Origin of the sequence: Shewanella sp. W3-18-1, from assembly GCF_000015185.1 — a bacterium.
GTDB classification, from domain to species: Bacteria; Pseudomonadota; Gammaproteobacteria; order Enterobacterales; family Shewanellaceae; genus Shewanella; species Shewanella putrefaciens.
In genome coordinates this window covers 3,475,621-3,500,300 of the sequence record NC_008750.1, presented here as the reverse complement: position 1 = coordinate 3,500,300, position 24,680 = coordinate 3,475,621, and the positions used below count along the sequence as shown (strand labels likewise).

Here is a 24,680-nt window from a genome sequence, read left to right as displayed (position 1 = left end):
TATATCAAACAAAATGTAAATTATTGCGCTTTTCTGGCTAGTGTTTCGTTTTATGAAAGTGTAGGATGTGATAGCTGTTTAAAATAATGAACATTAGAATTCAAGGGAACAACATGTCTGCCATACCCCACACAGGATCATATTACGCCGCATCGGCTAACGATAAAGTCGAGCGTCCGCGTCTACAGGAATCGATTGAAGCCGACGTTTGTGTGATTGGCGCGGGTTATACCGGCCTTTCTGCTGCGCTGCATTTATTAGAATCAGGCATGAGTGTGGTGGTGTTAGAAGCCGCTCGCATTGGCTGGGGCGCCTCGGGCCGTAATGGCGGACAAATCGTTAATAGTTATAGCCGTGACATTGATACTATTGAAAAAACAGTCGGTAAAGAACAAGGTAAACTCTTTGGCCAGATGGCCTTTGAAGGCGGGCAAATCATCCGCGATCGTATTGCTAAGTATAATATTCAATGCGATCTAAAAGATGGCGGTGTGTTTGCCGCTATGAACGAAAAGCAAATGGGCCATCTACGTCATCAAAAAAAACTGTGGGAAAGCCACGGCCATGTTAATCAGCTCGAACTTCTCGATGCTAAAGACATTCGCGGTGTGGTAAATACTGAGCGTTATGTCGGTGGACTACTGGATAAAAGCGGTGGTCATATTCACCCGCTTAATTTAGCCCTAGGCGAAGCGCGCGCGGTTGAATCCCTCGGCGGTAAAATTTTTGAAGACTCAGCAGTGCTGCGTGTTGATGAGGGCGATAGCCCTGTTGTGCATACGGCGCAGGGCAGTGTAAAAACCAAGTTTGTGGTCGTGGCAGGTAACGCCTATCTAGGTAAGTTAATGCCAGAGCTGCAGGCAAAATCGATGCCCTGCGGCACGCAAGTGATCACCACAGAGCCTTTGAGTGCCGATCTGGCTGCGAGCTTATTACCACAGGATTACTGCGTCGAAGACTGTAACTATCTGCTCGATTATTTCCGTCTGTCTGGCGACAAGCGGATGATTTACGGTGGCGGCGTAGTGTATGGCGCCCGAGATCCGGCAGATATCAAATCGATCATTATTCCGAACATGCTCAAAACCTTCCCACAATTAAAGGATGTGAAGATCGATTATGCGTGGACGGGTAACTTCCTACTGACGCTGTCGCGCCTGCCACAGGTCGGTCGTATCGGTAAGAACATCTATTATTCACAGGGGTGCAGTGGCCACGGTGTCACTTATACCCATCTGGCGGGCAAGTTGCTGGCTGAAATACTCAACGGCCAAGCCACGCGCTTCGATGCCTTTGCTGCATTGCCACATTATCCTTTCCCCGGCGGTCACGCACTTCGCGTCCCTTTTAGTGCTATTGGAGCTTGGTATTACACGTTAAGAGACAAACTAGGTCTCTAACATCATCACTTTTAAGAAGCTAGGTAGCTTCATAATACGAGGAAATCCTTGTGCAATTAAATGATCCGAGTTTGCTACGTCAACAGTCTTTTATTAATGGTCAATGGTGTGATGCCGTTTCTGGTGACACGCTAAAGGTGGTTAATCCCGCAACCAATGCCGTGATTGGCTACGTTCCTAATATGGGACAAGTTGAAACTGAGATGGCGATTAAGGCGGCAGAAGCGGCTTTACCTGCATGGCGCGCACTCACAGCCAAAGAGCGCGGCGCTAAGTTAAGGCGTTGGTTTGAATTACTCAATGAAAACAGTGATGACTTAGCATTGCTCATGACGACTGAGCAGGGTAAACCGCTGGCAGAAGCCAAGGGTGAAGTAACCTATGCCGCTTCGTTTATCGAGTGGTTTGCCGAAGAAGCGAAACGTATTTATGGCGATACCATTCCTGGGCATCAAGGGGATAAGCGCTTGATGGTAATTAAGCAGCCTGTCGGTGTAACCGCTGCGATAACGCCGTGGAACTTTCCTGCTGCGATGATCACCCGCAAAGCCGCTCCAGCGTTAGCTGCGGGTTGCACTATGGTAGTAAAACCTGCGCACCAAACCCCCTTTACCGCATTAGCGATGGCAGAACTCGCTGAGCGTGCCGGTATTCCTGCGGGCGTATTTAGTGTGTTAACGGGTGATGCGGTGCAGATTGGCAATGAAATGTGTGCTAATCCCATAGTGCGTAAATTATCCTTCACGGGCTCAACCAATATCGGTATTAAATTAATGGCGCAATGTGCGCCTACCTTAAAAAAACTGTCGCTAGAGCTTGGCGGCAATGCGCCATTTATCGTATTTAACGATGCCAATATCGATGCCGCCGTTGAAGGCGCCATGATAGCTAAGTACCGTAATGCCGGCCAAACTTGTGTCTGCGCTAACCGCATTTATGTGCAAGACGGGGTATACGACGAGTTCGCCTTAAAACTTAGCACTGCTGTGGGCAAGCTTAAGGTTGGAGAGGGCATCAACGAGGGGGTCACGACTGGCCCGCTGATCAATGCTGCCGCAGTCGAGAAAGTGCAAAGTCACCTTATTGATGCCATTGCAAAAGGCGCATCAGTGCTCGCGGGTGGCAAAGTCCACGATCTTGGCGGTAATTTCTTCGAGCCAACCGTACTCACCAATGTTGATAAAAGCATGCGTGTTGCCCGCGAAGAAACCTTTGGGCCACTCGCGCCGCTGTTTAAATTCAGTGATGTCGACGATGTGATTAAACAGGCTAACGATACTGAATTTGGCCTCGCCGCCTATTTTTATGGCCGCGATATTTCATTGGTTTGGAAAGTCGCCGAAGCCTTGGAATACGGCATGGTTGGCGTTAACACTGGTTTGATTTCGACGGAAGTCGCGCCCTTTGGTGGGATTAAATCTTCAGGGCTGGGCCGCGAAGGTTCTAAGTTTGGCATCGAAGAATATTTAGAAATCAAATATATCTGTATGTCCGTTTAATACGGCCCGATTTGGCGAGTGAGGAACACTAAATGACAACAACCAATGATTCATTGATGGCACGTCGCCAAGCCGCGGTTGCGGGTGGTGTCGGGCAAATACACCCTATTTTTACTGCGCGCGCCGAAAATGCGACCGTGTGGGATGTTGAAGGTCGCGAGTTTATCGATTTTGCGGGCGGCATTGCCGTGCTCAATACGGGTCATCTTCACCCTAAGGTTAAGGCGGCGGTTGCTGCTCAACTCGATAATTTCTCCCATACCTGTTTTATGGTGCTCGGTTACGAGAGCTATATCAAAGTATGTGAAAAACTCAATCAACTGGTACCTGGGGATTTTGCTAAGAAGACGGCATTATTCACCAGCGGCTCAGAAGCGGTTGAAAACGCGGTTAAAGTGGCTCGCGCCTACACTAAACGTGCTGGCGTGATTGCGTTCACCTCTGGTTACCATGGTCGCACTATCGCAGCCTTGGCATTGACCGGAAAAGTCGCGCCTTACAGTAAAGGTATGGGGCTGATGTCGGCGAATGTGTTCCGCGCTGAGTTCCCGTGCGAAATGCACGGCGTGTCCGATGACGATGCTATGGCCTCGATTGAACGTATCTTTAAAAATGATGCCGAGCCAAGTGATATCGCCGCAATTATTCTCGAACCTGTGCAGGGTGAGGGCGGTTTTTACGCCGCATCGCCCGCTTTTATGCAGCGCCTGCGGGCACTATGCGACCGTGAAGGCATAATGCTTATCGCCGATGAAGTGCAAACGGGGGCGGGTCGTACTGGCACTTTCTTCGCCATGGAGCAAATGGGTGTTGCTGCAGATATCACGACCTTTGCTAAATCCATAGCGGGTGGTTTCCCACTTTCAGGCATTACTGGTCGTGCCGAGGTGATGGATGCAGTTGGCCCCGGAGGCTTAGGTGGCACCTATGGTGGCAATCCGTTAGCCTGCGCCGCAGCACTTGCTGTTATTGAAGTGTTCGAAGAAGAAAAGCTGTTAGACCGCGCCAATGCTATAGGCGAGCGTATTAAGTCAGCACTGAATATGATGCAGGTCGAACATGCGCAAATCGCCGATGTGCGTGGTTTAGGCGCTATGATCGCCATCGAACTGATGGAAGAGGGTAAACCCGCGCCAAACGCTTGTGCAAAAGTGTTGAGTGATGCCCGTGACCGTGGATTGATTTTATTGTCCTGCGGCACTTACGGTAATGTGCTGCGTATTTTGGTGCCATTAACGGCGCCGGATGCACAAATTGATGCGGGTCTTGGTATTCTTAAAGCCAGTTTCGATGCTGTACTGAAAAGCTAATATCGCTTTGATATAAAAAGGTTTTAGATGACAGTTTTTCTCAATGAAAATCCCGCTTCGGCGGGATTTTCATTAGGGGGCGATTGTTTTGAAATTGGCTGTTTTTACTGCCAGTGACTTTCAGCACTCATCAGTTAAATGAATCGCTACTGTTTAATCTCCATTAGGATCTGCAATGCCTTCTTGCGTTTATCAAGGTCATACAAGTCATTGGTGAAGATAAACTCATTCACGCCGAGTTCTTTGGCGATCATTTCCAAACGATGCTTAATTGTCGCTGGGCCACCAGTAACAGATAAACCTAAAAAGTTATCGATATAGGTTTCTTCTTGCGCACTCCATAAGCCATCCATAGTGTCAACCGGTGGCTTTAGCCATAACTCGTGACCACGGATAAGTGCCAGCACGCGCTGTTTTGAGGTCGTGCCCAAATATTGGGCCTCTTCATCTGTATCGGCGGCAACTAACGGCAAGCCGAGCATCACATAGGGTTTATCAAGCACTTGAGAAGGTTTAAAGTCGCGGCGATAGATTTCAATCGCATCGTAGAGAAAACGTGGTGCAAAGTGGCCCGCAAACACATAGGGTAAGCCGCGCTGCGCCGCTAACTGTGCACTAAAAAGACTCGAGCCCAATAACCAAATGGGTACATTAGTGCCTTCTCCGGGAATCGCTCGCACCGCATGGCTACCATTGTAAGAGCCAAGTAGAGTTTGTAATTCACTGACTTCTTCAGGGAATTGTTCGGCGCGATTGCTATCACGGTTCAGTGCTCGGCTGGTAATTTGATCGCTGCCGGGCGCGCGCCCTAGTCCTAAATCGATTCGACCAGGATATAAGCTTTCAAGGGTACCGAACTGTTCGGCGACCACTAACGGCGCATGGTTTGGCAGCATAATGCCACCCGCACCGACGCGAATACGCTCGGTATTTCCCGCTATATAGCCAATTAATACCGAGGTTGCCGAGCTAGCGATACCGGGCATATTGTGGTGTTCGGCAAACCAGAAACGATTAAAGCCGAGCCGGTCGGCTTCCTTGGCATACTGCAAACTGTTGTGCAGCGTTTCACCCACGGTTGATCCTTGGCGCATAGGCGCGAGTTCCAATAGCGAGAAGGGAATATCGGCCAATATTGATGTCTGTTGTGACATAGGGTCTCCAAGTGACTGCCGTTTTTGCTAGCGACAACAAGAGGCGCTAACAGTGTTAGGCGTATTGTTCGTTGCATTGCTAGGCTCATTGCTAAGAAAAAGCGTTAACGGCTCAGTCTTGATGAATAAAAGGTATTCAGTGTTATTGATATGGGGTTAACGACACGACTTCTCAAGCTTTAACGGATAACACTTTCCCTTTGGTTATTTCATTCGTTATTCATGTGAGTTTGCACTTGAGCTGCGCCATTAAACTGAGTGTGTATTCGCTTTGTAACAAATCGAGGGGCTGAAGTCATCCGCGTGTGGGGGGTGATAATGTGGAACTGAAGTTCTTATTCTCAGCAACTCAGCGCTAAGCCAGTCACAGTGGGATTGCATGACTTTTGCTAAAGCTCATTTGGTTATGAGTAGCAATATAAGGGTATAAACGATGTTGAATGAGGTGATAAAAAACTGCCGATAGCAGGGCTATCGGCAGTTGATGTTATGTAAAGATCACTGGCTATCGCCAGTTAAGCATTACTGCTCGGCTTTTACATCGCGCAGTGATGCAGCGGCACTGTCATCATCAATCACATTATGTGAATGGTGGCTGTCCGTTAGGCGACGCATTAGCGGCAATACGGCTAAGGCGATAAAGGTACAAACCACGGCTGCAATCCCTAATTTGTTGAATAGACTGGTATACACAGGTAATGTTTGCAATGGATCGACTAAATCCTGTGGCACACTGGCAAAGTTGGCGACAACCCCACCTAAATATTGTGAAATGCCTGATGCCACAAAATAGGCGCCCATCATAAAGCCTCCCATGCGCGCAGGTACATAGCGAGCAATCATCGCAAGACCTAAGCCGCTCACGAGCAGTTCACCTAAAGAGTAAGAGGCATAACCCCAGATCATGATCCACGAGGAGGTTTTACCATTGACGGCAAATTGACCTGCAAAACCATAGATAAAGAAGCCAATCGCCACTACGGCAAAACCAAGTGCAAATTTCGCCGCGATAGAAAAGTCTTTATCATTGCGACCTGCCCACGAATAACTCCACGCCAGAACAGGGCTTAACACCATGATCCAGATTGGGTTAAGTGCTTGGAACTGTGCTGGAGACCAAGTCCATAAATGAGTACCAAAAACTTGGAAATCCCAATCGACGTTACGTAGCGCAAAGAGGGCAAGTGACGTTGACATTTGTTGATAGAAGATAAAGAAGAATACCGTTTGCACCGTGAGAATAAGCGCCGCGATAAGTCCAGCGCGCTCACTTGGTTCACTGGTACGAATCAAATGGAAGAAAATCCCTAACACAGCCACACCCGCGGCATAAACGAATACACGGGCAACATCTTCATATTCAAGAATAATCGCCGATGCGACCACGGAAAGTGCTGAGAGTATTAATACAATGGCAAGGTTCTTCTTGTTGACTGGGCGCGTATCAGGCTCAGATCCATAGTTTGCTAGGCTCTTATGCATAAGCGCATAGTTACCTAAACCGACAAGTAAGCCTACACAACATACGGCAAAGGCTGCATGCCAGCCAAATTCGTTGCCATACTGGGCGTTAACGTAATCTTTAATCCAAGGCGTGAGTAACATGGAGAAGGTTGAACCTACGTTTACCGCCATATAATAGATGGTAAAAGCACTGTCGATTTTAGAATCGTCACCTTCATAGATTTTACGAACTAAGTTGCCCGCATTCGGTTTGAATAGGCCGTTACCGACCACAATCACGCCGAGCGCAGAGAACATAAACCACGTATTTTCAGTGGGTACGGCCATTAGCGCATACCCTAGAGAGAGGATCCCTGCACCGAGCAGCATAGTGCGTTTTGTGCCGAGGATCTTATCCCCAACCCAACCGCCGATGGCCGGTGATACATAAATGAGTGCCGCACAAGCACTCCAGACTAAGTTTGCACGTGAGTCATCAAAGCCAAGGCGCTGCACCATAAAGTAGACAATCAGCGCTTGCATGCCGTAATAACCAAAGCGTTCCCATAATTCAATAAGAGATACAGTCATAAATGAATGTGTCTTGCTTACCTGATTGGTACCAAGAGTCATATAGCTTGCTTCCATTTTTGTTGTTTTGTGTTTGAGGGCAAGAGTATAAGGCGATAAGGATTGCAAACCAATGGTGCTAAGCGGCATAAAAGACTTTGTTACAAATCAATTTATGTATTTTAAGTTGAGATTAATAAATAGAGGGAGCAGATTTAACGAAGCTTATCGAGCTTTGCCGCATTATTAGGCGGTTGCCTCTCAAATATTTTACTTATGATTAACAAATATCTATCTTGATCACTGGTAATACCTATATGGAGTGCTATTTTTAAGGCAGGTAAGCCAATATAAAAATTAATCAGATCAAAATTATTACCCTACAGTCGTTTTCTTGGGAGTTTACTCGATGAAGCATTTGTCCATCAGTACTAAGTTGTTATGGATCACATCTGCGTTGTTTTTATCAATTGTTGCTATCTTGTCCCTGAGTCTCTGGTGGACCTTATCAGAGCAAAATTCTCAATTATCTGACCAAGTACAAACATCCCTTCAGAATGAAACTCGCGATAAGCTGGAAGCGCGTGCGGGGGAGTATGGGGCAATGGTCGCTGGTTTTATTAATGAGTCCTATCGTATTCCCTATTCTTTTGCGGGAATGCTTGAAAGTACTGCTGAGGAGTTACCGTTAAAGCGTGATCGCTTAGAACTTTCAGTTGCTGCTGTTCTGAAGAAAAATGCACAAACATCTTCCATGTATGCTCAATTTGAACCTAATGGATATGATGGGCTGGATAGTGAGTTTTTAAATGTGTCGATAAGTCACAGTGTTGCTTCATCTGGCGTGTTAGAAATTTATTATACTCGTAATGATGATGGTAGCGTTGTTCATCAACAAGTCGATGATTCATCAGAAAAATACCTCACTACCGTGAACGAGTTTGGGATCCGTGATGCAGAATGGTACCTCTGTGCTAAAGAAACCTTAAAACCGTGTTTGATGGAGCCCTATTTATACGAAATTACTCCTGGTAATAATATGTTAATGACATCACTCACTGTCCCTGTGCTTAAGCATAAACAGTTTATCGGGGTCGTTGGTGTTGACGTTAATTTACCCGTATTCCAGTCTTTGATTGACACTTTATCTAGAAGCCTTTACGACGGGCAAGCTAAGGTGACCTTATTGAGTCATCGAGGTTTAGTTGTGGCAGCGAGTCATTATAGTAAGAAGGCTCGACCTTTATCAGAATCAATTGATCCTACACTGGCGGCACAAATTATTTCGCTCCATAAAAATACTAAGTACATAATGAATGACGATGAAATTATCGTTGCTTATCCTATCAAAATTCCCCTAGCTAACGCGGAATGGTCACTTGTCATTCAAGTACCTAAGGCACAAGCCTTTAAAGCGTCAATTGAACTAGATAAAAATATGGATGAAATGGCTACTTCTCTTGGTAGTTTACTGTTGATTGTGGGATTAGTGGTTTCTGTGGTTTCAGTAATCACAATCAGCCTTGTCATTCGTAGCATTATCTCTCCACTGAAAATGATCCAAGGTCGTGTTGAACATTTAGCCAGTGCTGAAGGTGATTTGACTCAATCGATTGAGGTGGATGCGCACGCAGAGCTTATTGCATTAGGCAAAGGATTTAACTCCTTTATCTATAAGTTAAAAAATCTTATTGCTGAGTTAAAAATTCTTGCAAGTCGCACCCAGCAAGAGAGTCAATCATCGGCTCAAATTGCCCAACTGACCCGTGATAGTGTCCATCGCCAGTATGGTGAAATTGAGAGTGTGGTGACAGCCGTTAACGAAATGAGTGCCACGGCGCTCGAAGTCGCTAAAGCTTCGGAGCAAACGGCATCTGAAACCGAGGCTATGTCACGTAATATTCGCTTAAGTGAAGAGAGTTTAACTAAGGCGATGGATTTTGTGGCAACCATGTCGCAGGAGTCTATGCAAGCCAAAATGGCTGTGAGTAAAGTGGCCGAAAGCAGCACAAATATCAGCCGTATCCTTGAGGTCATTAGCTCTATTGCCGCGCAAACTAATTTACTCGCTTTAAACGCAGCGATTGAGGCAGCGAGAGCTGGGGAGCAAGGCCGAGGTTTTGCGGTTGTCGCTGACGAGGTTAGGGCATTAGCATCTAAGACGCAAAGCTCAACTGATGATATCAGTGTGCTTATTGATGCACTGCAAAAAGAAGTACATAGTGCATCGGGTATTATAGATAAAGGTGCTGAGCGCGCACAAATGGCAGTATTGCAAACTGAACAGGCGCTTGCTTCACTAAACTCAATGGTCAGCCAAATCGAAGAAATATCAGGACAGATCACCCATATTGCTGCCGCTGCAGAAGAGCAAAGTGCTGTCACGGAAGAAGTAAACCGAAATATCACAGGGATCTCAGATTCAGCATCCGAGCTTGCCCGCCTTGCGGGCGAAGCACAGCAAAGCAGTGTGGTCTTAGCTGACTTAGTGAAACAACAGCATGAACAGTTAGGTAAGTTAAAAACCTAGGTATTTATAGAGGACTCTTTGAATAGCAGTAGACCCTTTGATATGTGTTGATCGTTAAGCATCGGTCGAAGGGTTGCTTTTCTGGCGTGAGATAATATTTAGATACAAAAAAGCCCATTGAATTAATGGGCTTTTTTGTTGAATTGGGTGGTGGCCCCTCACGGACTTGAACCGTGGACCTAACGATTATGAGTCGTGTGCTCTAACCAACTGAGCTAAGGGGCCGACTTAAGGTAATCGTCATTACCTAAAGCGGGTGGAAGTATACTAAGCTTATTTGCGCTTGTCACCCGTGTTTTAGGGTGAAATTCACGCAATTGATTCAATTGGTTATCTGTTAATCAGATCAGATGAGTATTAGAGGTCAATCAGGCTTTAAATCGCGATCATATCAGTCAATACAGTGAATATTTGCTTGTTTTTAATCTATATTTTAACGACATATGGTTATGTAATAAAAAGCCCTGCACAGGGCAGGGCTTGTTTGTCAGACAGGTTATCTATTCATCTAAGAAAGATTTCAAGATCTCTGAACGTGAAGGGTGGCGTAACTTACGTAATGCTTTAGCTTCAATTTGACGAATACGTTCACGGGTAACGTCAAACTGTTTACCCACCTCTTCAAGCGTGTGGTCAGTGTTCATATCGATACCAAAACGCATGCGCAATACTTTGGCTTCACGGGCTGTTAAGCCTGCGAGCACTTCATGGGTTGCACTCTTCAAACTTTCGCTGGTGGCGCTATCAAGCGGTAATTCGAGGGTGGTATCCTCGATAAAATCACCTAAATGCGAATCTTCATCGTCACCAATAGGGGTTTCCATGGAGATAGGTTCTTTAGCGATTTTAAGCACTTTACGGATCTTGTCTTCCGGCATCATCATACGTTCTGCCAGTTCTTCAGGGGACGGCTCACGGCCCATTTCCTGTAGCATTTGACGAGAAATACGGTTTAGCTTGTTGATCGTTTCGATCATGTGCACCGGAATACGGATGGTACGCGCTTGGTCAGCGATAGAACGGGTAATCGCCTGACGGATCCACCAAGTGGCATAGGTCGAGAACTTGTAACCACGACGGTATTCGAACTTATCCACGGCTTTCATCAAGCCGATATTACCTTCTTGGATAAGATCTAAGAATTGCAGACCGCGGTTGGTGTATTTCTTCGCGATAGAAATAACCAGACGTAAGTTGGCCTCAACCATTTCTTTCTTCGCACGGCGTGCTTTAGCTTCACCAATTGACATGCGACGGTTGATATCTTTGATTGCTGAAATAGCTAAGCCGGTTTCTTCTTCAACGGCGGCAAGCTTGCTACGGCAACGTAGTACGTCTTCCTCAACCATTCTTAGGCCTTCGGCATAAGGTTTGTTTGAGGCTTTTTCTGCATGGAACCAATCGAGATTAGTTTCATTTCCAGTGAAAAACTTCACAAAGTTTTTCTTTGGCATTTTAGCTTGTTCAACACAAAGCTTCATCGCCAAGCGTTCTTGTACGCGTACGCGATCCATCATAGAACGCATGCTTTTCACTAAACGATCAAATTGTTTAGGGACTAAACGGAATTCTTTGAAGATTTCACCGATTTCAAAAAGCGCTTTGACAGACTCTGGATGTTCACGTCCTTTAGCTTCGATGATTTTCAGCGCATTTTCATAGGCGGCTCTTAGTTGACTAAAGCGTTCGCGGGCTTCTTCAGGATCTGGGCCTTTGTTGGCATCATCTTCTTCATCTGCGTCTTCATCGTCTTCATCTTCATCGTCCTCATCATCGAGGTCTTCATCTGACAGTTCAGAGCCAATATGTGTTGCAGTGGGTGCTACGTCTTCTTCATCCGGGTTGACAAATCCAGAGATAATATCAGACAGGCGCAGTTCATCGGCTTCGAATTGGTCGAATTGTTCAAGGATCATCGCGATCGCTTGTGGGTATTCGGCGACAGAGCTTTGAACGGTATTAATGCCTTCTTCAATGCGTTTGGCGATCACAATTTCGCCTTCACGAGTCAGAAGCTCAACCGTACCCATTTCACGCATATACATGCGTACTGGATCCGTTGTGCGGCCAAGCTCACTTTCAACTGTGGCTAGGGCGGCCGCGGCTTCTTCTGCTGCATCTTCGTCTGTGTTGTCTTCCGACATCATCATGTCATCGGCATCGGGAGCTTCTTCAAATACCCGAATACCCATGTCATTTATCATCTGGATAATATCTTCGATCTGGTCAGAATCGACCATGTCTGCAGGTAAGTGATCGTTCACTTCTGCATAGGTTAAGTAACCTTGCTCTTTACCTTTGGCAAGCAACAGCTTGAGTTGCGACTGCGGAGTATGATCCATAGATATCATCCAAGTTGGGAAACTGTTACAACGACGGACAATTAGCTAAATAAGCTTAAGTGCCGCGCAAATCGTCAATTATAGCCGTGTGCACATATCTGTGCTAGTCACTGGGATAGTGAATGAGGACATTTTTGCCTCAGTTTAATCCTTTCATGACTGAGATCAGCTTCTGTAGCTGTATCTTTTCTTCTTTAGTATGAGTCTGTTTGAGACTCAATTCCTGGTATCGTTGTTCAATATATTGATTGTTCAACCAAACTAGGGTTTGTTTAAACTTTTCGAGCAGGTTTTCATCCGCCACTTGATGGTCCCATTGGGCCAATTTATGGAGCGCCCCACTGTGGGGATTGTCTCTGAATTGTTCAAGTAGTTGTGCGCTGTTTAACCTTTGCTCTCGAGTTAAATCCAACAGCAGTGGCAGCAAATCAATGCCTGGCATCTGCAGATGGTTAAGTGCGGGTTGTGGGGGTAAACCCAGTCCCAGCAGAGGATGTTGTACTAACAGTGCGATGGCGAGGCGCAATGGTGTACCACGTCCTTTTAATCCTTGTTTTGCTACTGTTTTAGTTTGTTTGACACTAAAACCTAGCTTTTTTTTCATATCTTCAGAGCTATTCATACCCAGCTTGTGAGCTAAGTTCTCAAGCAGTAAGTTTTGCAGCACAGTATCTTGAATCTTCTCAATCAAAATAAAGGCTTGTTTCGCTAAATTACTTTTATCAGTACCATATTTAGTCGCTAAGGTATCAAATAGAAACTCGGGTAGTGCTATTGCACTGCCCATTAAGGTTTCAAATGCTTCTTTACCAATTTTACGCACCATAGAATCAGGATCTTCGGCCTGAGGCAGGAACATAAATCGGACTTGATCCCCCGGTTTTAATAGCGGCAATGCGGTCTCTAAGGCGCGCCATGCGGCTTCTGTACCTGCTCGGTCACCGTCGTAACAGCAGACCACTTCTTTAGCACTGCGCAGTAATAACTGAAATTGCTCTGCTGTGGTCGAAGTGCCTAATGAGGCGACTGCATAATCGACGCCAAATTGCGCCAATGCGACCACATCCATATAGCCTTCAACAATCAGCACTTTATCTGGATCGCGATGGCGCTGTTTTAGCTCGTATAAACCATAGAGTTCATTGCCCTTATGAAATATGGGCGTTTCTGGCGAATTCAAGTATTTTGGGGTGCCATCACCTAAAACTCTGCCACCAAAACCAATAACTCGCCCACGCCTATCTCGGATCGGGAACATAAGACGATCGCGAAATCGGTCGTAACGCTTGCCATTGTCGTTGGCTATTAACATGCCAGCGGTCAGTAACTTATCCTGCGCATCTTGATTCTGACGATAGCGTCCTAATAAACCGTCCCAGCCATCGGGTGCAAAGCCTATACCAAAATGTTCTACTACATCATCGGATAAGCCGCGATAGGCGAGGTAATCGATAACTTTTTGTTTATCTTGGTGTTGTCTAAGCTGGTTTTGAAAGTAGCGGCTCGCTTCTTCCATTAACTGGTATAAGTCTCGGCTTAAACCATCATCATGGCGTTTGCCGGTACCTTGTTCTCTTGGGACTTCTAAGCCAAGTTGTCCAGCCAGATCTTCTATGGCATCAATAAAATCGAGTCGATCGTATTCCATTACAAAATCGATAGCATTGCCATGGGCACCGCAGCCAAAGCAATGATAGAACTGTTTATCCCGGCTAACGGTGAAAGAAGGTGATTTTTCGCTATGAAAAGGGCAACAGGCAGAGTAGTTCTTACCCGCCTTTTTCAAGGGCACCTTACGATCGATTAGCTCGACTATGTCGGTGCGAGCGATCAGCTCATTGATAAAATCACGAGGTATTGCCATTAAGTGCTTAAAATCTCGCCTAAAGCGAATTTAAACAAACAAGCCGCGCATAGGCACGGCTTGTTCATACATTGAAACGCTAATTATTGCAATTTTGCGCGGATCATAGCGCCGATAGCGCCCATGTCTGCACGTCCTTGAACTTTAGGTTTTAATGCTCCCATTACTTTGCCCATATCCGCCATGGAGGATGCACCTATTTCAACAATAGCTGCATCAATGAACGCTGCGATTTCCGCCTCTGAGAGGGGAGTTGGCAGGAAAGTTTCAATAACTTGAATCTCTGCTGCTTCCGCTTCGGCCAACTCGTTACGTCCCGCTGCTTCAAATTGAGCAATCGAATCGCGACGTTGTTTCACCATTTTGGTTAAGACCGCTATAACCTGCTCATCAGTCAGAGATTCGCGGGTATCCACTTCAATCTGTTTGATGGCGGCTAATGCCATACGAATAGTACCCAATCTCACCTTCTCTTTGGCGATCATGGCTTGTTTCATATGGTCTTTTAGCTGATCAATTAGGCTCATAAGAGATTAGTATAAACGTACGCGACGTGCGTTTTCGCGAGAAAGCTTTTTAGCTAAACGTTTAACTGCAGCCGCTTTTGCGCGCTTACGTGCAGTAGTTGGCTTCTCGTAGAATTCACGAGCACGCACGTCAGCTAAAATACCTGCTTTTTCACAAGAGCGCTTGAAACGACGTAGAGCTACGTCGAATGGTTCGTTTTCACGTACTTTAATAATTGGCATACGCCATCACCCCTTAGGTGTAGGTTGTTCTGGTTCAATTGCTCGAACCAAGTCTATTTAAAATGGTGCGGAATTTTATACCGAGACCATAGGGCTTGTAAAGCCCTAATACTGAGTTCAGCTTTTGGGTTGCTGGGTAAGATAAGGCCTCTATGGCTGGAGTAATTATTGACATGCAGGTAGAATTAGCGCCCTTTGGTTATTTTTGATGAGGCACCATGCGGGTTTTAGGTATTGAAACATCCTGTGATGAGACAGGTATTGCCGTCTATGACGATAAGCTAGGGTTGTTATCCCATGCTCTATATAGTCAAGTGAAGTTGCATGCAGATTACGGTGGTGTGGTGCCTGAGTTAGCCTCCCGCGACCATGTTCGTAAAATTGTGCCGCTTATTCGCCAAGCCTTAAAAAATGCTGATACTAAAATCGCCGATTTAGATGGTATTGCTTACACTAAAGGCCCCGGTTTAATTGGTGCGCTCTTAGTTGGAGCTTGCGTTGGGCGTTCGCTTGCTTTTGCTTGGAATAAGCCTGCTATTGGTGTGCACCATATGGAAGGGCATCTGCTCGCACCTATGCTTGAAGAGGATGCACCTGAGTTTCCCTTTGTGGCCTTGTTGGTTTCAGGTGGCCATTCAATGCTGGTTAAAGTCGATGGCATTGGCCTTTATGAAGTCTTAGGTGAGTCTGTGGATGATGCTGCAGGTGAAGCTTTTGACAAAACGGCTAAATTGATGGGCTTAGATTATCCAGGAGGCCCAAGACTTGCTAAGTTAGCCGCTACTGGAGTTCCCGCTGGCTATCAGTTTCCCCGTCCAATGACGGATAGGCCTGGTCTGGATTTTAGCTTTTCAGGCCTAAAGACATTTACGGCAAATACGATAGCCGCAGAGCCTGATGATGAGCAAACCCGCGCCAATATCGCTAGAGCCTTTGAAGAAGCGGTGGTTGATACTTTAGCAATTAAGTGCCGCAGAGCCTTAAAGCTAACAGGCTATAACCGTTTAGTGATCGCCGGTGGTGTCAGTGCCAATACCCGTTTACGGGCAACACTAGCTGAAGTGATGACTTCAATTGGTGGGAAAGTTTATTATCCTAGAGGAGAGTTTTGCACCGACAATGGTGCAATGATTGCCTATGCAGGGTTGCAGCGTTTAAAGGCTGGGCAGCGTGAAGATCTTGCGGTAAAAGGTCAACCAAGGTGGCCGCTAGACACTTTGCCACCGCTGTTCTAATCATTTTAATTAAACATCTTATAGTCGATAAAAACTGCGCTTAAGGCGCAGTTTTCGTTGATAAATTTACGATGTTGATTAAGGATTTTTAGGACGTTTTTTACGCGATACCTTTGACTCTTCACCTTTAAGTAGCCGTTGGATATTGTCTTTATGACGAATAATGATAAGCGTCGATAGCATGGCAACGGGAATGGTAAATCGTTCGTCTAACCACCAAGTATAAAGAGGAGCTAGTAAGGCCGTAATAATAGCGGCGAGGGATGAGTAGCGACTGATTAGCAATAACACTACCCATGAAGCCATAAGGCAGATAGCAAGATCATCGCCAATCGGTGCCATGGCTCCAAAGGCTGTTGCGACTCCTTTTCCCCCTTTAAAACCAAAAAAAATGGGATAGATATGACCAAGACATGCCGCAATGGCAATCAGCCCAAGGGAAATGGCATCGATACCCATTAAATAAGCAAGATAAGTGGGCAGCGCACCTTTAAGCATATCAAAAAATAGCACCATGGCGGCCGAACTGGCACCGCCGATCCGCAGTACATTCGTCGCTCCAGGGTTCCCCGAACCTTCGGATCTTGGATCGGGTAGACCTCTCATCCTACAGACCAGCACAGCACTTGAGATAGAACCTGCCAAATAGGCGGACACAATCATCAAAAGTGTCAGTGTTAATTGACTCACATTGGTTTCCTTACGCGTCTTAAGGTATTATCGCGCAACAATTTAAAAGCCTGTTTGGCTTGTATATTCAGTCATGGGCTAAAGCGATAACTCCGCAGTCGAAAGTAGATAGCATTTCTGAACGAACAAATCCTTTTAGGAGGTTATCCTACTTCGGATTGGCTCGAGTAGAAAGTAAATTAGTTATCTCTCAGAATATTGCGAATTATACCGACTCAATCACGCTTAGCTTATCAGACCTCTTAGTAATAGGTTAGTTGGAGACAATATGGATAAGGTACTTATAAGACAATTACGAGTCGATACTGTGATTGGTGTCTATGATTGGGAGAAGACAATCCAACAGAGCTTATTTTTAGATTTAGATATGGCTTGGGATAACAAACCCGCCGCTGCAAGTGATGATTATCAGTTTGCGCTCTGTTATGAAACAGTGTCTACACGGATTACTCAGCTTATTACCGAGCGACCCATTGAACTTATTGAAACCGTTGCAGAACGTGTTGCCGACTGTTTAATTAGCGAGTTTAACGTGGTTTGGGTCAAAGTGGTGGTGATGAAACCCGGTGCAGTTGCTACAGCAGCTTCTGTTGGCGTTGAAATTGAGCGTTCACGTTAACGTTTATTACTGCGTCTATGTAGTAATGTTCAATGAATAATAGTGACGAGTGTATAGTCGTTTAAAGACGGTTCGGACAACAGCATGGCACGTATTTACATTAGTTTAGGTAGTAATATTGAGCCCGTTCAGCATTTGCAGGCAGGGTTACAGTCACTCAGAGAATGCTTTGGTCCACTCAGGCTTTCTTCTATGTATGAGAGTGAAGCGGTTGGGTTTAGTGGCACAAATTTTTTAAATATGGTGGCAAGCGCTGAAACCGATTTGAATATTGCTACGGTAGTTGCGCAGTTTAAGCAAATCGAGCAAAATCACGGCCGTCTTGTTGGTGCAAAGAAGTTCAGCCCAAGAACATTAGATTTAGATTTGTTACTTTATGATGACATAGTATGTCAAATTCCAGTGGTGTTACCCCGGGCCGAGATAGTTAATAACGCTTTTGTATTGTGGCCGTTAGCGGAGTTAGCTCCAAATCTCGTTCACCCCTTAGTCCACCAAACCTATGCAAAATTGTGGAATGACTACGACAAAGATTCACAGCGACTTTGGCCTGTGACGTTTGAATGGCCCTGTGGGCTGACGTTTTAATTTATTGATAGGGTTGTCATGGATACGTTTCAGGTAATTATTTTAGCGTTAATTCAAGGGTTAACTGAGTTTCTTCCTATATCTAGTTCTGCACACTTAATTTTACCCGCTGAGCTGTTAGGCTGGGAAGATCAAGGATTATCCTTTGATGTGGCTGTAAACACTGGCTCGTTACTTGCGGTGGTGATTTATTTTAGACATGAATTGTGGAACATGTTTACAGCTTGGATTGCCAGTATTTTTAAAGGTAAACAGTCAGATGACAGTAAACTGGCTTGGTGGATAATTCTTGCAACACTACCCGCAGTTTTTTTTGGTTTTATGGCAAAAGATTTTATTGAAACGCATCTACGCAGTGCTGAAGTGATTGCTGTTACCACTATCGTTTTTGGTTTATTGCTTTGGTGGGCAGATAAGATGTCACATCAAGATTTAACTGTTTATCAAACCGGATGGCGTAAGGCATTATTGATTGGTTTTGCACAGGCACTGGCATTAATTCCTGGAACCTCACGCTCTGGCGCTACAATGACTGCTGCGCTCATGCTGGGTTTAAGTCGTGATGCTGCCGCCCGATTTTCATTCTTAATGTCTGTTCCTGTGAGTTTAGGCGCAGCCATTTTAGTGGGTAAAGATCTATCTGAAAGTTCACTTCCTATTGATTATCAGGCGCTTACTTTAGGAACTTTGGTCTCTTTTGTTGCCGCATACCTTTGTATTCATTATTTCTTAAAAATAATCAGTCGCATGGGGATGACACCTTTCGTTATTTACCGCCTTATACTTGGCGCGGTGTTATGTGGATTTATATTTCTGTAATTTCTTTTTGCGAACCTTTTGAAGAATCGGGTCTAAGTACCCGATTTTTACATTTTTAAGTATTGCCCTTTTTTGGAGCTAACCATGAGTCTTAAATTTCAATGTCCGACATGTGGTCTGTCATTGCAGCAGCATCAATCATCGCAGGGTTTTTACTGTACAAATAAACATCATTTCGATAAAAGTGAACAAGGCTATTGGGTTTTTACTAAGCCGCAAAGACAAAAGCCGACAGGCGATTCTCGTCAGCAGGTGCGGGCTAAACGCTTTCTGTTAGAGTCAGGTATTTTTACGCCGTTAATTGATAAAATGGCCGAAATGCTCGTCGGTTCATTACAAGATGATATAAGTTTGTTGGATTATGAGTGTGTTGAAGGTTTCTATTTACGCGCTTTATCATCCAAGTTGACTGATATTGCAAAGGGATTAACGATTCAATACGTGGGCGTTGCAGATGCTGAAAATACAATATTTTCTGCTGCTAAGGCACAAACACCAGGGATCTTATGTTTGAGTACCTCCAAAGTATTACCTTTTAGCGACAATTGTATTGATGTTATTACAGTGATAGATAAACCGCTTAAGGGTAAGGAGTCTGTGCGTGTGCTCAAAGAAGATGGGCTCATGTTGTTAGTGTTGCCGGGAGCTAGACATTTATGGCAATTGAAAGAATATATCTATCCTGATTTAGCCGAAAAGACGGTGCAAATAAATTTGCCGTCTGGATTATTGATAATAGAAACTCAAACCCTGCATTTTACCTTGTCAGTGACGGGGGAGCAGGCTTTAACATTACTGGATATGACCCCCTATGCTTGGCGGGCAACGGATAGGATGAAACATAATATCCAATCCAATTATTTTGAGTCCCTTGAAATTGATTTTATATTAGTATTAGCGCGAAAATGCTTAAGCGGAGAGGCACAAGTGAGTTGTACATAATAATAAAAATGTAAGGGAAAAATGCAGAGTCTGTACAGTATGCTTACCAATAACACTGGTTTTTAGGTTGCAGGTGTTAAGCTGTTACAAATGAAATCACTTAAAAAATAGATATAAAAAAAGGCTTGGATAGATGGGCTATTCGCTTTCATCACTCACAAGCCTTTTATGCTAACCTATTAAATTATAGGTTAATTACTTATCATTACTTTTTGTAACGAGTAGCAACGTTGTCTAGACGGTCGTTAGCACGCTTAGCTTCTGCTTGTGCGTCCATAGCTGCTGCTTTAGCATCTTTAACGTCTGCAGACAATTTGCTTTGCTCAGATTTCAGAGAGCCGACATCAGCTGACAATTGATCAACTTTGTTGCCCAGAGTAGCAACGCTTTCTTCCAGAGCAGTAGTGTTTGCACAACCACCTAGTAGGGCAGTCATTGCTAAACCAGCAATCATCAGTACTTTTTTGTTCATTGTAAAAAATCCCTTAAAATAGGTTGGATTTGAATGTTTCGTCACTTTGTAATCGAAACTGCCTAATTATGACATAGCTATTTTAATTTGCTACGAATATTAATGGGTTTATCCACTATAGACATATAAATTTTTTTTAAAAGGGTTTTTTATTGGTTATATCATCATTTTTGAGTGAAAAATGGCTCCGAATTTACCGTAAAACGGTACTGTATTTACAAAATTATTACTTTTTGACTGTGCGTTCTAATCCACTGCATTTTGTTTATCACGTTTTAACTGACCAACGGCATCGATTCTATGCATGTGGAGGATTTGCTTTATTTCCTCCCCTTTAAAGCCCGCTTGAATAATTGCCTTAATATTGACATTACTCGCGACTGCAAAGCATTGGCTAAAGTATTCACCTTGCGGGTAATCCTGATGTTCAAATCCTGTACGACCGCGTATATCTGCAATACAGGCCTGTACGAGTTGTTTTAGACGTTCAGGTTTGCGCCAAAAATCGGCTTTATCAAATATCTTGATAATTGTTTCTGGTCTGAGTTTGAAGGCTTGATGCACATTTTGATGTTGATCACTGACAATTAATGCAAGATCTCTGAACTCATTCGGAATACGTAAACGTTCACACAGAGCTTTGATTATTGGTAATCCTTTTTGTCCGTGGCCATGATGTTTAGGTAAATGTTCTATGGGCGTGATCGCCTTCCCTAGGTCGTGAACGAGTGCTGCAAAACGAACGGCTTTATCCTGCGTGAGTATTGCGGCTTGGGCGAGTACCATCAAGGTGTGCAGGCCTGTATCGATTTCTGGATGCCATTTTTCGGGTTGTGGGATACCAAATAAGGCATCAAGTTCTGGGAAAAGTACTTTCAGTGCGCCACATTGACGTAATACCTCAAAAAAAACCTCGGGGTTTGAACCGCTTAAGGTTTTATCAACTTCCTGCCAGACTCGTTCAGGTGTTAAGGCGTTTAACTCTCCACTTTGGGCGATCTGCTGCATAAGCTGAAGTGTGCTGTCAGCTATTTGAAAGCCTAAGTGATGAAACCGCGCGGCAAATCTTGCAACACGTAATACTCTGAGTGGATCTTCAATAAATGCATCGGAGACATGGCGCAAGAGGCGAGCGTTAAGATCTCCAATACCATTGAAAGGATCATGTAGGTTGCCTTCTTCATCTTGTGCAATTGCATTGATAGTCAGATCTCGTCTGAGCAAGTCTTGCTCAAGTGTGACATCGGGACTGGCATAGCAACTAAAACCACCATAGCCTAACCCAACTTTACGTTCAGTACGGGCGAGTGCATATTCTTGCTGTGTTATTGGGTGTAGGAATACGGGAAAATCTTTACCCACTTGGCGGTAACCCAGTTGTAGCATTTGCTCTGGTGTCGCGCCAACCACCATATAGTCTTTATCTTTAATGGGGAGATTGAGCAGGCTGTCACGTACAGCGCCGCCGACTAAGTATATTTTCACGGATTTACTTCGCCTATGTGTCATAGTAGTAGCTTAACATGCCCGTAGCGGGCAGGGATAAATCTAACCCAGAAATTTATCTAACATTTAGATGTCACATTGATGTTGCAGATGTTTTGACAAGTACACTAGGACGCTTTAACGTGAGCGTTATTTTTTGATAAGGATGATTGGTGGTATGTACAAGGCCTTTTATGGACTCAGCGATAACCCTTTTTCAATTGCACCCAATCCCCATTATTTATTTTTGAGTGATAGGCACCGAGAAGCCCTAGCACATCTTACCTACGGTTTGGGTGAAACCGGTGGTTTTGTGCTGTTAACAGGTGAAGTGGGGACGGGTAAAACAACGGTGTCTCGTTGTTTGCTTGGGCAATTGCCCGATAATACCGATACTGCATTTATCCTGAATCCCTCACTGACTGAATTGGAGTTACTTGCCACTCTTTGCGATGAGTTGAAGATCCGTTATGGAGAAAATCCAACACTTAAGCAGTTGACCGATCATTTAAGTCATTTTTTACTCGCGAACCATGAGAAAGGTCGTAATACGGTACTCATTATTGATGAGGCTCAGCACCTACGACCTGAAGTGTTAGAACAATTACGGTTGCTCACAAATCTGGAGACAGATACCAAAAAATTATTGCAGGTGATTTTGATTGGTCAACCTGAGCTGCAATTGTTACTAAAACGTCAAGAATTACGACAGCTGGCACAGCGAATTACTGCTCGTTATCATTTATTACCTCTAAATGAAGATGAAATTGCACTTTATGTGTTGCACCGCTTACAGGTCGCCGGACGATTTGAACCACTGTTTACCCGTAAAGCGATTAAGGTATTACAGAAATATAGCGGGGGGATTCCACGCCTAATTAACTTGCTCTGTGAACGTGCGTTAATGGCTGGTTATGCACAATCCCGAGTGCCAATTGATCATCGTATGGTGAGGCAAGCAGCGGCTGAAGTGTTAGGTGAGGAAGAAAAACAACAGAATCCATACCTCTGGCCAACGGCTATTGTTGCGACTCTCGCCATTGCCTTTGGCGTATCCTATTGGTTGTTTACCCTCAATCAAAGCACTATGAGCGTTCAAGCTTCCACCGCAGAGAGTCAACCTTCTCAAAATGTTAGTATTGCTGCTCAAGACATAAAAGATGTAAATAGTGAAACCCAGTTAACTCAGGCTTTAATCAAACAACCGAGTACCCAAGCTACAATCGTAAAACCTGATCCCAGCCAACGAGTCTTAAATGAGGCAATAAACCAAAGTCGTCAAATTGATACTGCCTTTGCTGGATTGTTCAGTGTTTGGGGGAAAGTGCCTTTTAAAGGGCTAACAGCCTGCCAATCAGCCATTGAACAAGGGCTTTCCTGTTACCAACAACAGGGAAATTGGATGTCCCTTACACGGTTAAATTATCCTGCAGTAGTATATTTAGTAGATGATAATCAACAGGATTTTTACGGTGCAGTGCTTGCTGTTGATGGTGAACAATTACTTATGCAATTGGGTGAGCAGCAACTTTGGGTTGATAGGGCATGGTTTAATCAACATTTTAGCGGTACCTTTGAGATTTTATGGCAGGCACCTAGCCTACCTATGATGGAGATCAGCCAGAAGTCGAGCGTAGGACAACTTCAGTGGTTGGAGAATGCGCTTGCCCATGTGAGTAATCGTAATGCGAGAAGGGTAACGCACTTTGATCTTAAATTAGAAAATGATCTCAAAGCTTTTCAAAGCCAACATGGCTTGAAAGCTGATGGTATTGCTGGCAACCAAACATTAGTGAGACTGAATTTGTATTTAAGTGAGCAAGGCCCGCGTTTAACCGATAATGGAGCACATGGCTAATGTCCATTCTACTCGATGCGGTAACGCGTAATAAGCAACAACAGTTATCTCCTTTACCTGATGCCGTGTTAACACCACGGACAAATTATCCTGAGTCCCGTAAAGCCAGTATCCCTCTGGTTAAGCTATCGCTATTAGCGTTGGCAGTTGCTATTGGGGTAGGGATTGCTTGGGGGGTAAGTGTGTTAGAGCAAAGTGAGAAGTCGTTATCTGTAATGGCAGGACTCGCAACACCTATAAAGCAAAATGCTCCAGCAGCTAATTTGTCGCCCGTAAATCCACCACAAACTGCATCAGCCACTGAAGTAACGGAGAGTCAAATTGTTGATGTGAATTCGAGCGGAGTCCGCTTAGCGGGCAAAGTCGCGTTGCCAAGGACACAAGAGTTACCGCAAGTTGGTAACATGCAGGCAGGGCAAGTTTTAGCTGTGACAACTGGATATGTAAACAATCTGCAGCGTGATCCAAGCTATGATGACTATCTTGCAACCTCGGCGCAGGTTGATGCTAACACTCGCACAGTACAACAACTCAATACTGACGAAAGCAATGTGTTAAATCAATTTGAACAGCCTGAATATCAAGAGATGCCAGAGCAAGAGCCGATTATATTAGGTGCTAATCCGAATCGTCAGGGATTGGCACAGCTTGAGGCATTACGCCAACAGGTGAGCGCGGCAGCCGTCGATGTTGGGTTGGAGACGAACCAAAGTCGTGAGGATGATAAATTAGTTTCTACATTTCAAGATGCGCTGAAAAAGGTTGAATATGGTAATTCGGCAAAAACTCCCGTAACTCAACCTAAGTTAGATCCTATCCCCAAACAAGAGAGCGATGACATCCCTAAATATGGTCAGTTACCAGCGGGGTTACAGCTACAAGTTCCTGAATTTAATATCGTTGCTCATGTCTATTCTACTGATCCTAACAAACGCTGGTTAAATGTGGACGGCGCGGAATTGCAGGAAGGCGATAAGATTAGTGGAAAACTGACAATTATTTCTATTCGTCCAAGGGATGTGGTGTTAGAAATTCAAGGAACGCAATTTAAGGTGCCAGCAATTTGACCTAATTTGAATAAAACAAAAGGCGCTCTAGTAGGCGCCTTTTG

The 24,680-nt window shown here is 44.7% G+C and carries 20 protein-coding genes and 1 tRNA gene; 11 read left to right on the top strand and 10 right to left on the bottom strand.

Annotated elements, in window-relative coordinates:
* Nucleotides 1–113: 113 nt before the first annotated feature.
* Genes SPUTW3181_RS15935 through gabT form a run of 3 tightly spaced genes read left to right on the top strand, consistent with a single transcriptional unit; the run spans nt 114 to nt 4,209 of the window.
* Entirely contained in the window at nt 114–1,400 is a 1,287-nt protein-coding gene (locus SPUTW3181_RS15935; protein WP_011790334.1) for an NAD(P)/FAD-dependent oxidoreductase, read from the top strand.
* A gap of 50 nt (nt 1,401–1,450) precedes the next feature.
* Nucleotides 1,451–2,899, top strand: coding sequence for an NADP-dependent succinate-semialdehyde dehydrogenase (gene gabD / locus SPUTW3181_RS15930; RefSeq protein WP_011790333.1), 1,449 nt, complete (start codon nt 1,451–1,453; stop codon nt 2,897–2,899).
* A 32-nt stretch (nt 2,900–2,931) separates the two neighbouring features.
* Nucleotides 2,932–4,209 carry a 4-aminobutyrate--2-oxoglutarate transaminase gene (gabT, locus tag SPUTW3181_RS15925; RefSeq protein WP_011790332.1) on the top strand — a complete coding sequence of 426 codons (1,278 nt, stop codon included), beginning with the start codon at nt 2,932–2,934 and terminating at the stop codon, nt 4,207–4,209.
* Nucleotides 4,210–4,355: 146 nt separating this feature from the next.
* Here the strand turns inward: gabT and SPUTW3181_RS15920 are convergent, their stop codons facing one another.
* Both SPUTW3181_RS15920 and SPUTW3181_RS15915 read right to left on the bottom strand, forming a co-directional pair.
* Nucleotides 4,356–5,363, bottom strand: coding sequence for an LLM class flavin-dependent oxidoreductase (locus SPUTW3181_RS15920; protein WP_011790331.1), 1,008 nt, complete (start codon nt 5,361–5,363; stop codon nt 4,356–4,358).
* A 522-nt stretch (nt 5,364–5,885) separates the two neighbouring features.
* Complete coding sequence (locus tag SPUTW3181_RS15915) at nt 5,886–7,439, bottom strand: peptide MFS transporter (RefSeq protein ID WP_014610092.1); 1,554 nt, start codon at nt 7,437–7,439, stop codon at nt 5,886–5,888.
* 346 nt (nt 7,440–7,785) lie between these two features.
* On the opposite strand from SPUTW3181_RS15915, the gene SPUTW3181_RS15910 reads away from it, so the two are divergent.
* Nucleotides 7,786–9,906, top strand: a complete 2,121-nt coding sequence (locus SPUTW3181_RS15910) for a methyl-accepting chemotaxis protein (protein ID WP_011790329.1) — start codon at nt 7,786–7,788, stop codon at nt 9,904–9,906.
* A gap of 148 nt (nt 9,907–10,054) precedes the next feature.
* Here the strand turns inward: SPUTW3181_RS15910 and SPUTW3181_RS15905 are convergent.
* The 5 genes from SPUTW3181_RS15905 to rpsU all read right to left on the bottom strand — a co-directional run bounded on the left by SPUTW3181_RS15905 (nt 10,055) and on the right by rpsU (nt 14,861).
* Nucleotides 10,055–10,131, bottom strand: a tRNA-Ile gene (locus tag SPUTW3181_RS15905).
* 275 nt (nt 10,132–10,406) lie between these two features.
* Nucleotides 10,407–12,248 carry an RNA polymerase sigma factor RpoD gene (rpoD, locus tag SPUTW3181_RS15900; RefSeq protein ID WP_014610094.1) on the bottom strand — a complete coding sequence of 614 codons (1,842 nt, stop codon included), beginning with the start codon at nt 12,246–12,248 and terminating at the stop codon, nt 10,407–10,409.
* 139 nt (nt 12,249–12,387) lie between these two features.
* Entirely contained in the window at nt 12,388–14,112 is a 1,725-nt protein-coding gene (gene dnaG / locus SPUTW3181_RS15895) for a DNA primase (RefSeq protein WP_011790327.1), read from the bottom strand.
* An 83-nt stretch (nt 14,113–14,195) separates the two neighbouring features.
* Nucleotides 14,196–14,639, bottom strand: coding sequence for a GatB/YqeY domain-containing protein (locus SPUTW3181_RS15890; protein ID WP_011790326.1), 444 nt, complete (start codon nt 14,637–14,639; stop codon nt 14,196–14,198).
* 6 nt (nt 14,640–14,645) lie between these two features.
* Nucleotides 14,646–14,861: a 30S ribosomal protein S21 gene (gene rpsU / locus SPUTW3181_RS15885; RefSeq protein ID WP_006080725.1), complete on the bottom strand. Its 216-nt coding sequence runs from the start codon at nt 14,859–14,861 to the stop codon at nt 14,646–14,648.
* Between the two features lie 218 nt (nt 14,862–15,079).
* Here rpsU and tsaD point away from each other — a divergent pair, with 218 nt between their 5' ends.
* Nucleotides 15,080–16,096: a tRNA (adenosine(37)-N6)-threonylcarbamoyltransferase complex transferase subunit TsaD gene (tsaD, locus tag SPUTW3181_RS15880; RefSeq protein ID WP_011790325.1), complete on the top strand. Its 1,017-nt coding sequence runs from the start codon at nt 15,080–15,082 to the stop codon at nt 16,094–16,096.
* Nucleotides 16,097–16,174: 78 nt separating this feature from the next.
* Here the strand turns inward: tsaD and plsY are convergent, their stop codons facing one another.
* Nucleotides 16,175–16,786, bottom strand: coding sequence for a glycerol-3-phosphate 1-O-acyltransferase PlsY (gene plsY, locus SPUTW3181_RS15875; RefSeq protein ID WP_011790324.1), 612 nt, complete (start codon nt 16,784–16,786; stop codon nt 16,175–16,177).
* A gap of 268 nt (nt 16,787–17,054) precedes the next feature.
* Between plsY and folB the strand changes: the two genes are divergently transcribed.
* The 4 genes from folB to SPUTW3181_RS15855 all read left to right on the top strand — a co-directional run bounded on the left by folB (nt 17,055) and on the right by SPUTW3181_RS15855 (nt 19,754).
* A complete protein-coding gene (gene folB, locus SPUTW3181_RS15870; protein ID WP_011790323.1) occupies nt 17,055–17,405 on the top strand; it encodes a dihydroneopterin aldolase in 351 nt (116 codons plus the stop codon).
* An 84-nt stretch (nt 17,406–17,489) separates the two neighbouring features.
* Nucleotides 17,490–17,993, top strand: coding sequence for a 2-amino-4-hydroxy-6-hydroxymethyldihydropteridine diphosphokinase (gene folK / locus SPUTW3181_RS15865; RefSeq protein WP_011790322.1), 504 nt, complete (start codon nt 17,490–17,492; stop codon nt 17,991–17,993).
* Between the two features lie 18 nt (nt 17,994–18,011).
* Nucleotides 18,012–18,812 (top strand): undecaprenyl-diphosphate phosphatase, encoded by an 801-nt coding sequence (locus SPUTW3181_RS15860; RefSeq protein WP_011790321.1) that lies wholly within the window; start codon nt 18,012–18,014, stop codon nt 18,810–18,812.
* Between the two features lie 84 nt (nt 18,813–18,896).
* A complete protein-coding gene (locus SPUTW3181_RS15855) occupies nt 18,897–19,754 on the top strand; it encodes a putative RNA methyltransferase (protein WP_011790320.1) in 858 nt (285 codons plus the stop codon).
* A 205-nt stretch (nt 19,755–19,959) separates the two neighbouring features.
* Here SPUTW3181_RS15855 and SPUTW3181_RS15850 read toward each other — a convergent pair whose 3' ends face one another.
* The gene (locus SPUTW3181_RS15850; protein ID WP_011790319.1) at nt 19,960–20,226 is read right to left on the bottom strand and encodes an Lpp/OprI family alanine-zipper lipoprotein; all 267 of its coding nucleotides are present in this window, start codon (nt 20,224–20,226) and stop codon (nt 19,960–19,962) included.
* 246 nt (nt 20,227–20,472) lie between these two features.
* Nucleotides 20,473–21,711: a multifunctional CCA addition/repair protein gene (locus SPUTW3181_RS15845; protein ID WP_041408239.1), complete on the bottom strand. Its 1,239-nt coding sequence runs from the start codon at nt 21,709–21,711 to the stop codon at nt 20,473–20,475.
* A 178-nt stretch (nt 21,712–21,889) separates the two neighbouring features.
* On the opposite strand from SPUTW3181_RS15845, the gene SPUTW3181_RS15840 reads away from it, so the two are divergent.
* On the top strand, nt 21,890–23,569 hold the full coding sequence (locus tag SPUTW3181_RS15840) for an ExeA family protein (RefSeq protein WP_011790317.1): 1,680 nt from the start codon (nt 21,890–21,892) through the stop codon (nt 23,567–23,569).
* The gene (locus SPUTW3181_RS15835) at nt 23,569–24,636 is read left to right on the top strand and encodes a general secretion pathway protein GspB (protein WP_011790316.1); all 1,068 of its coding nucleotides are present in this window, start codon (nt 23,569–23,571) and stop codon (nt 24,634–24,636) included. Before SPUTW3181_RS15840 ends, SPUTW3181_RS15835 begins: the two co-directional genes overlap by 1 nt.
* Nucleotides 24,637–24,680: the final 44 nt, after the last annotated feature.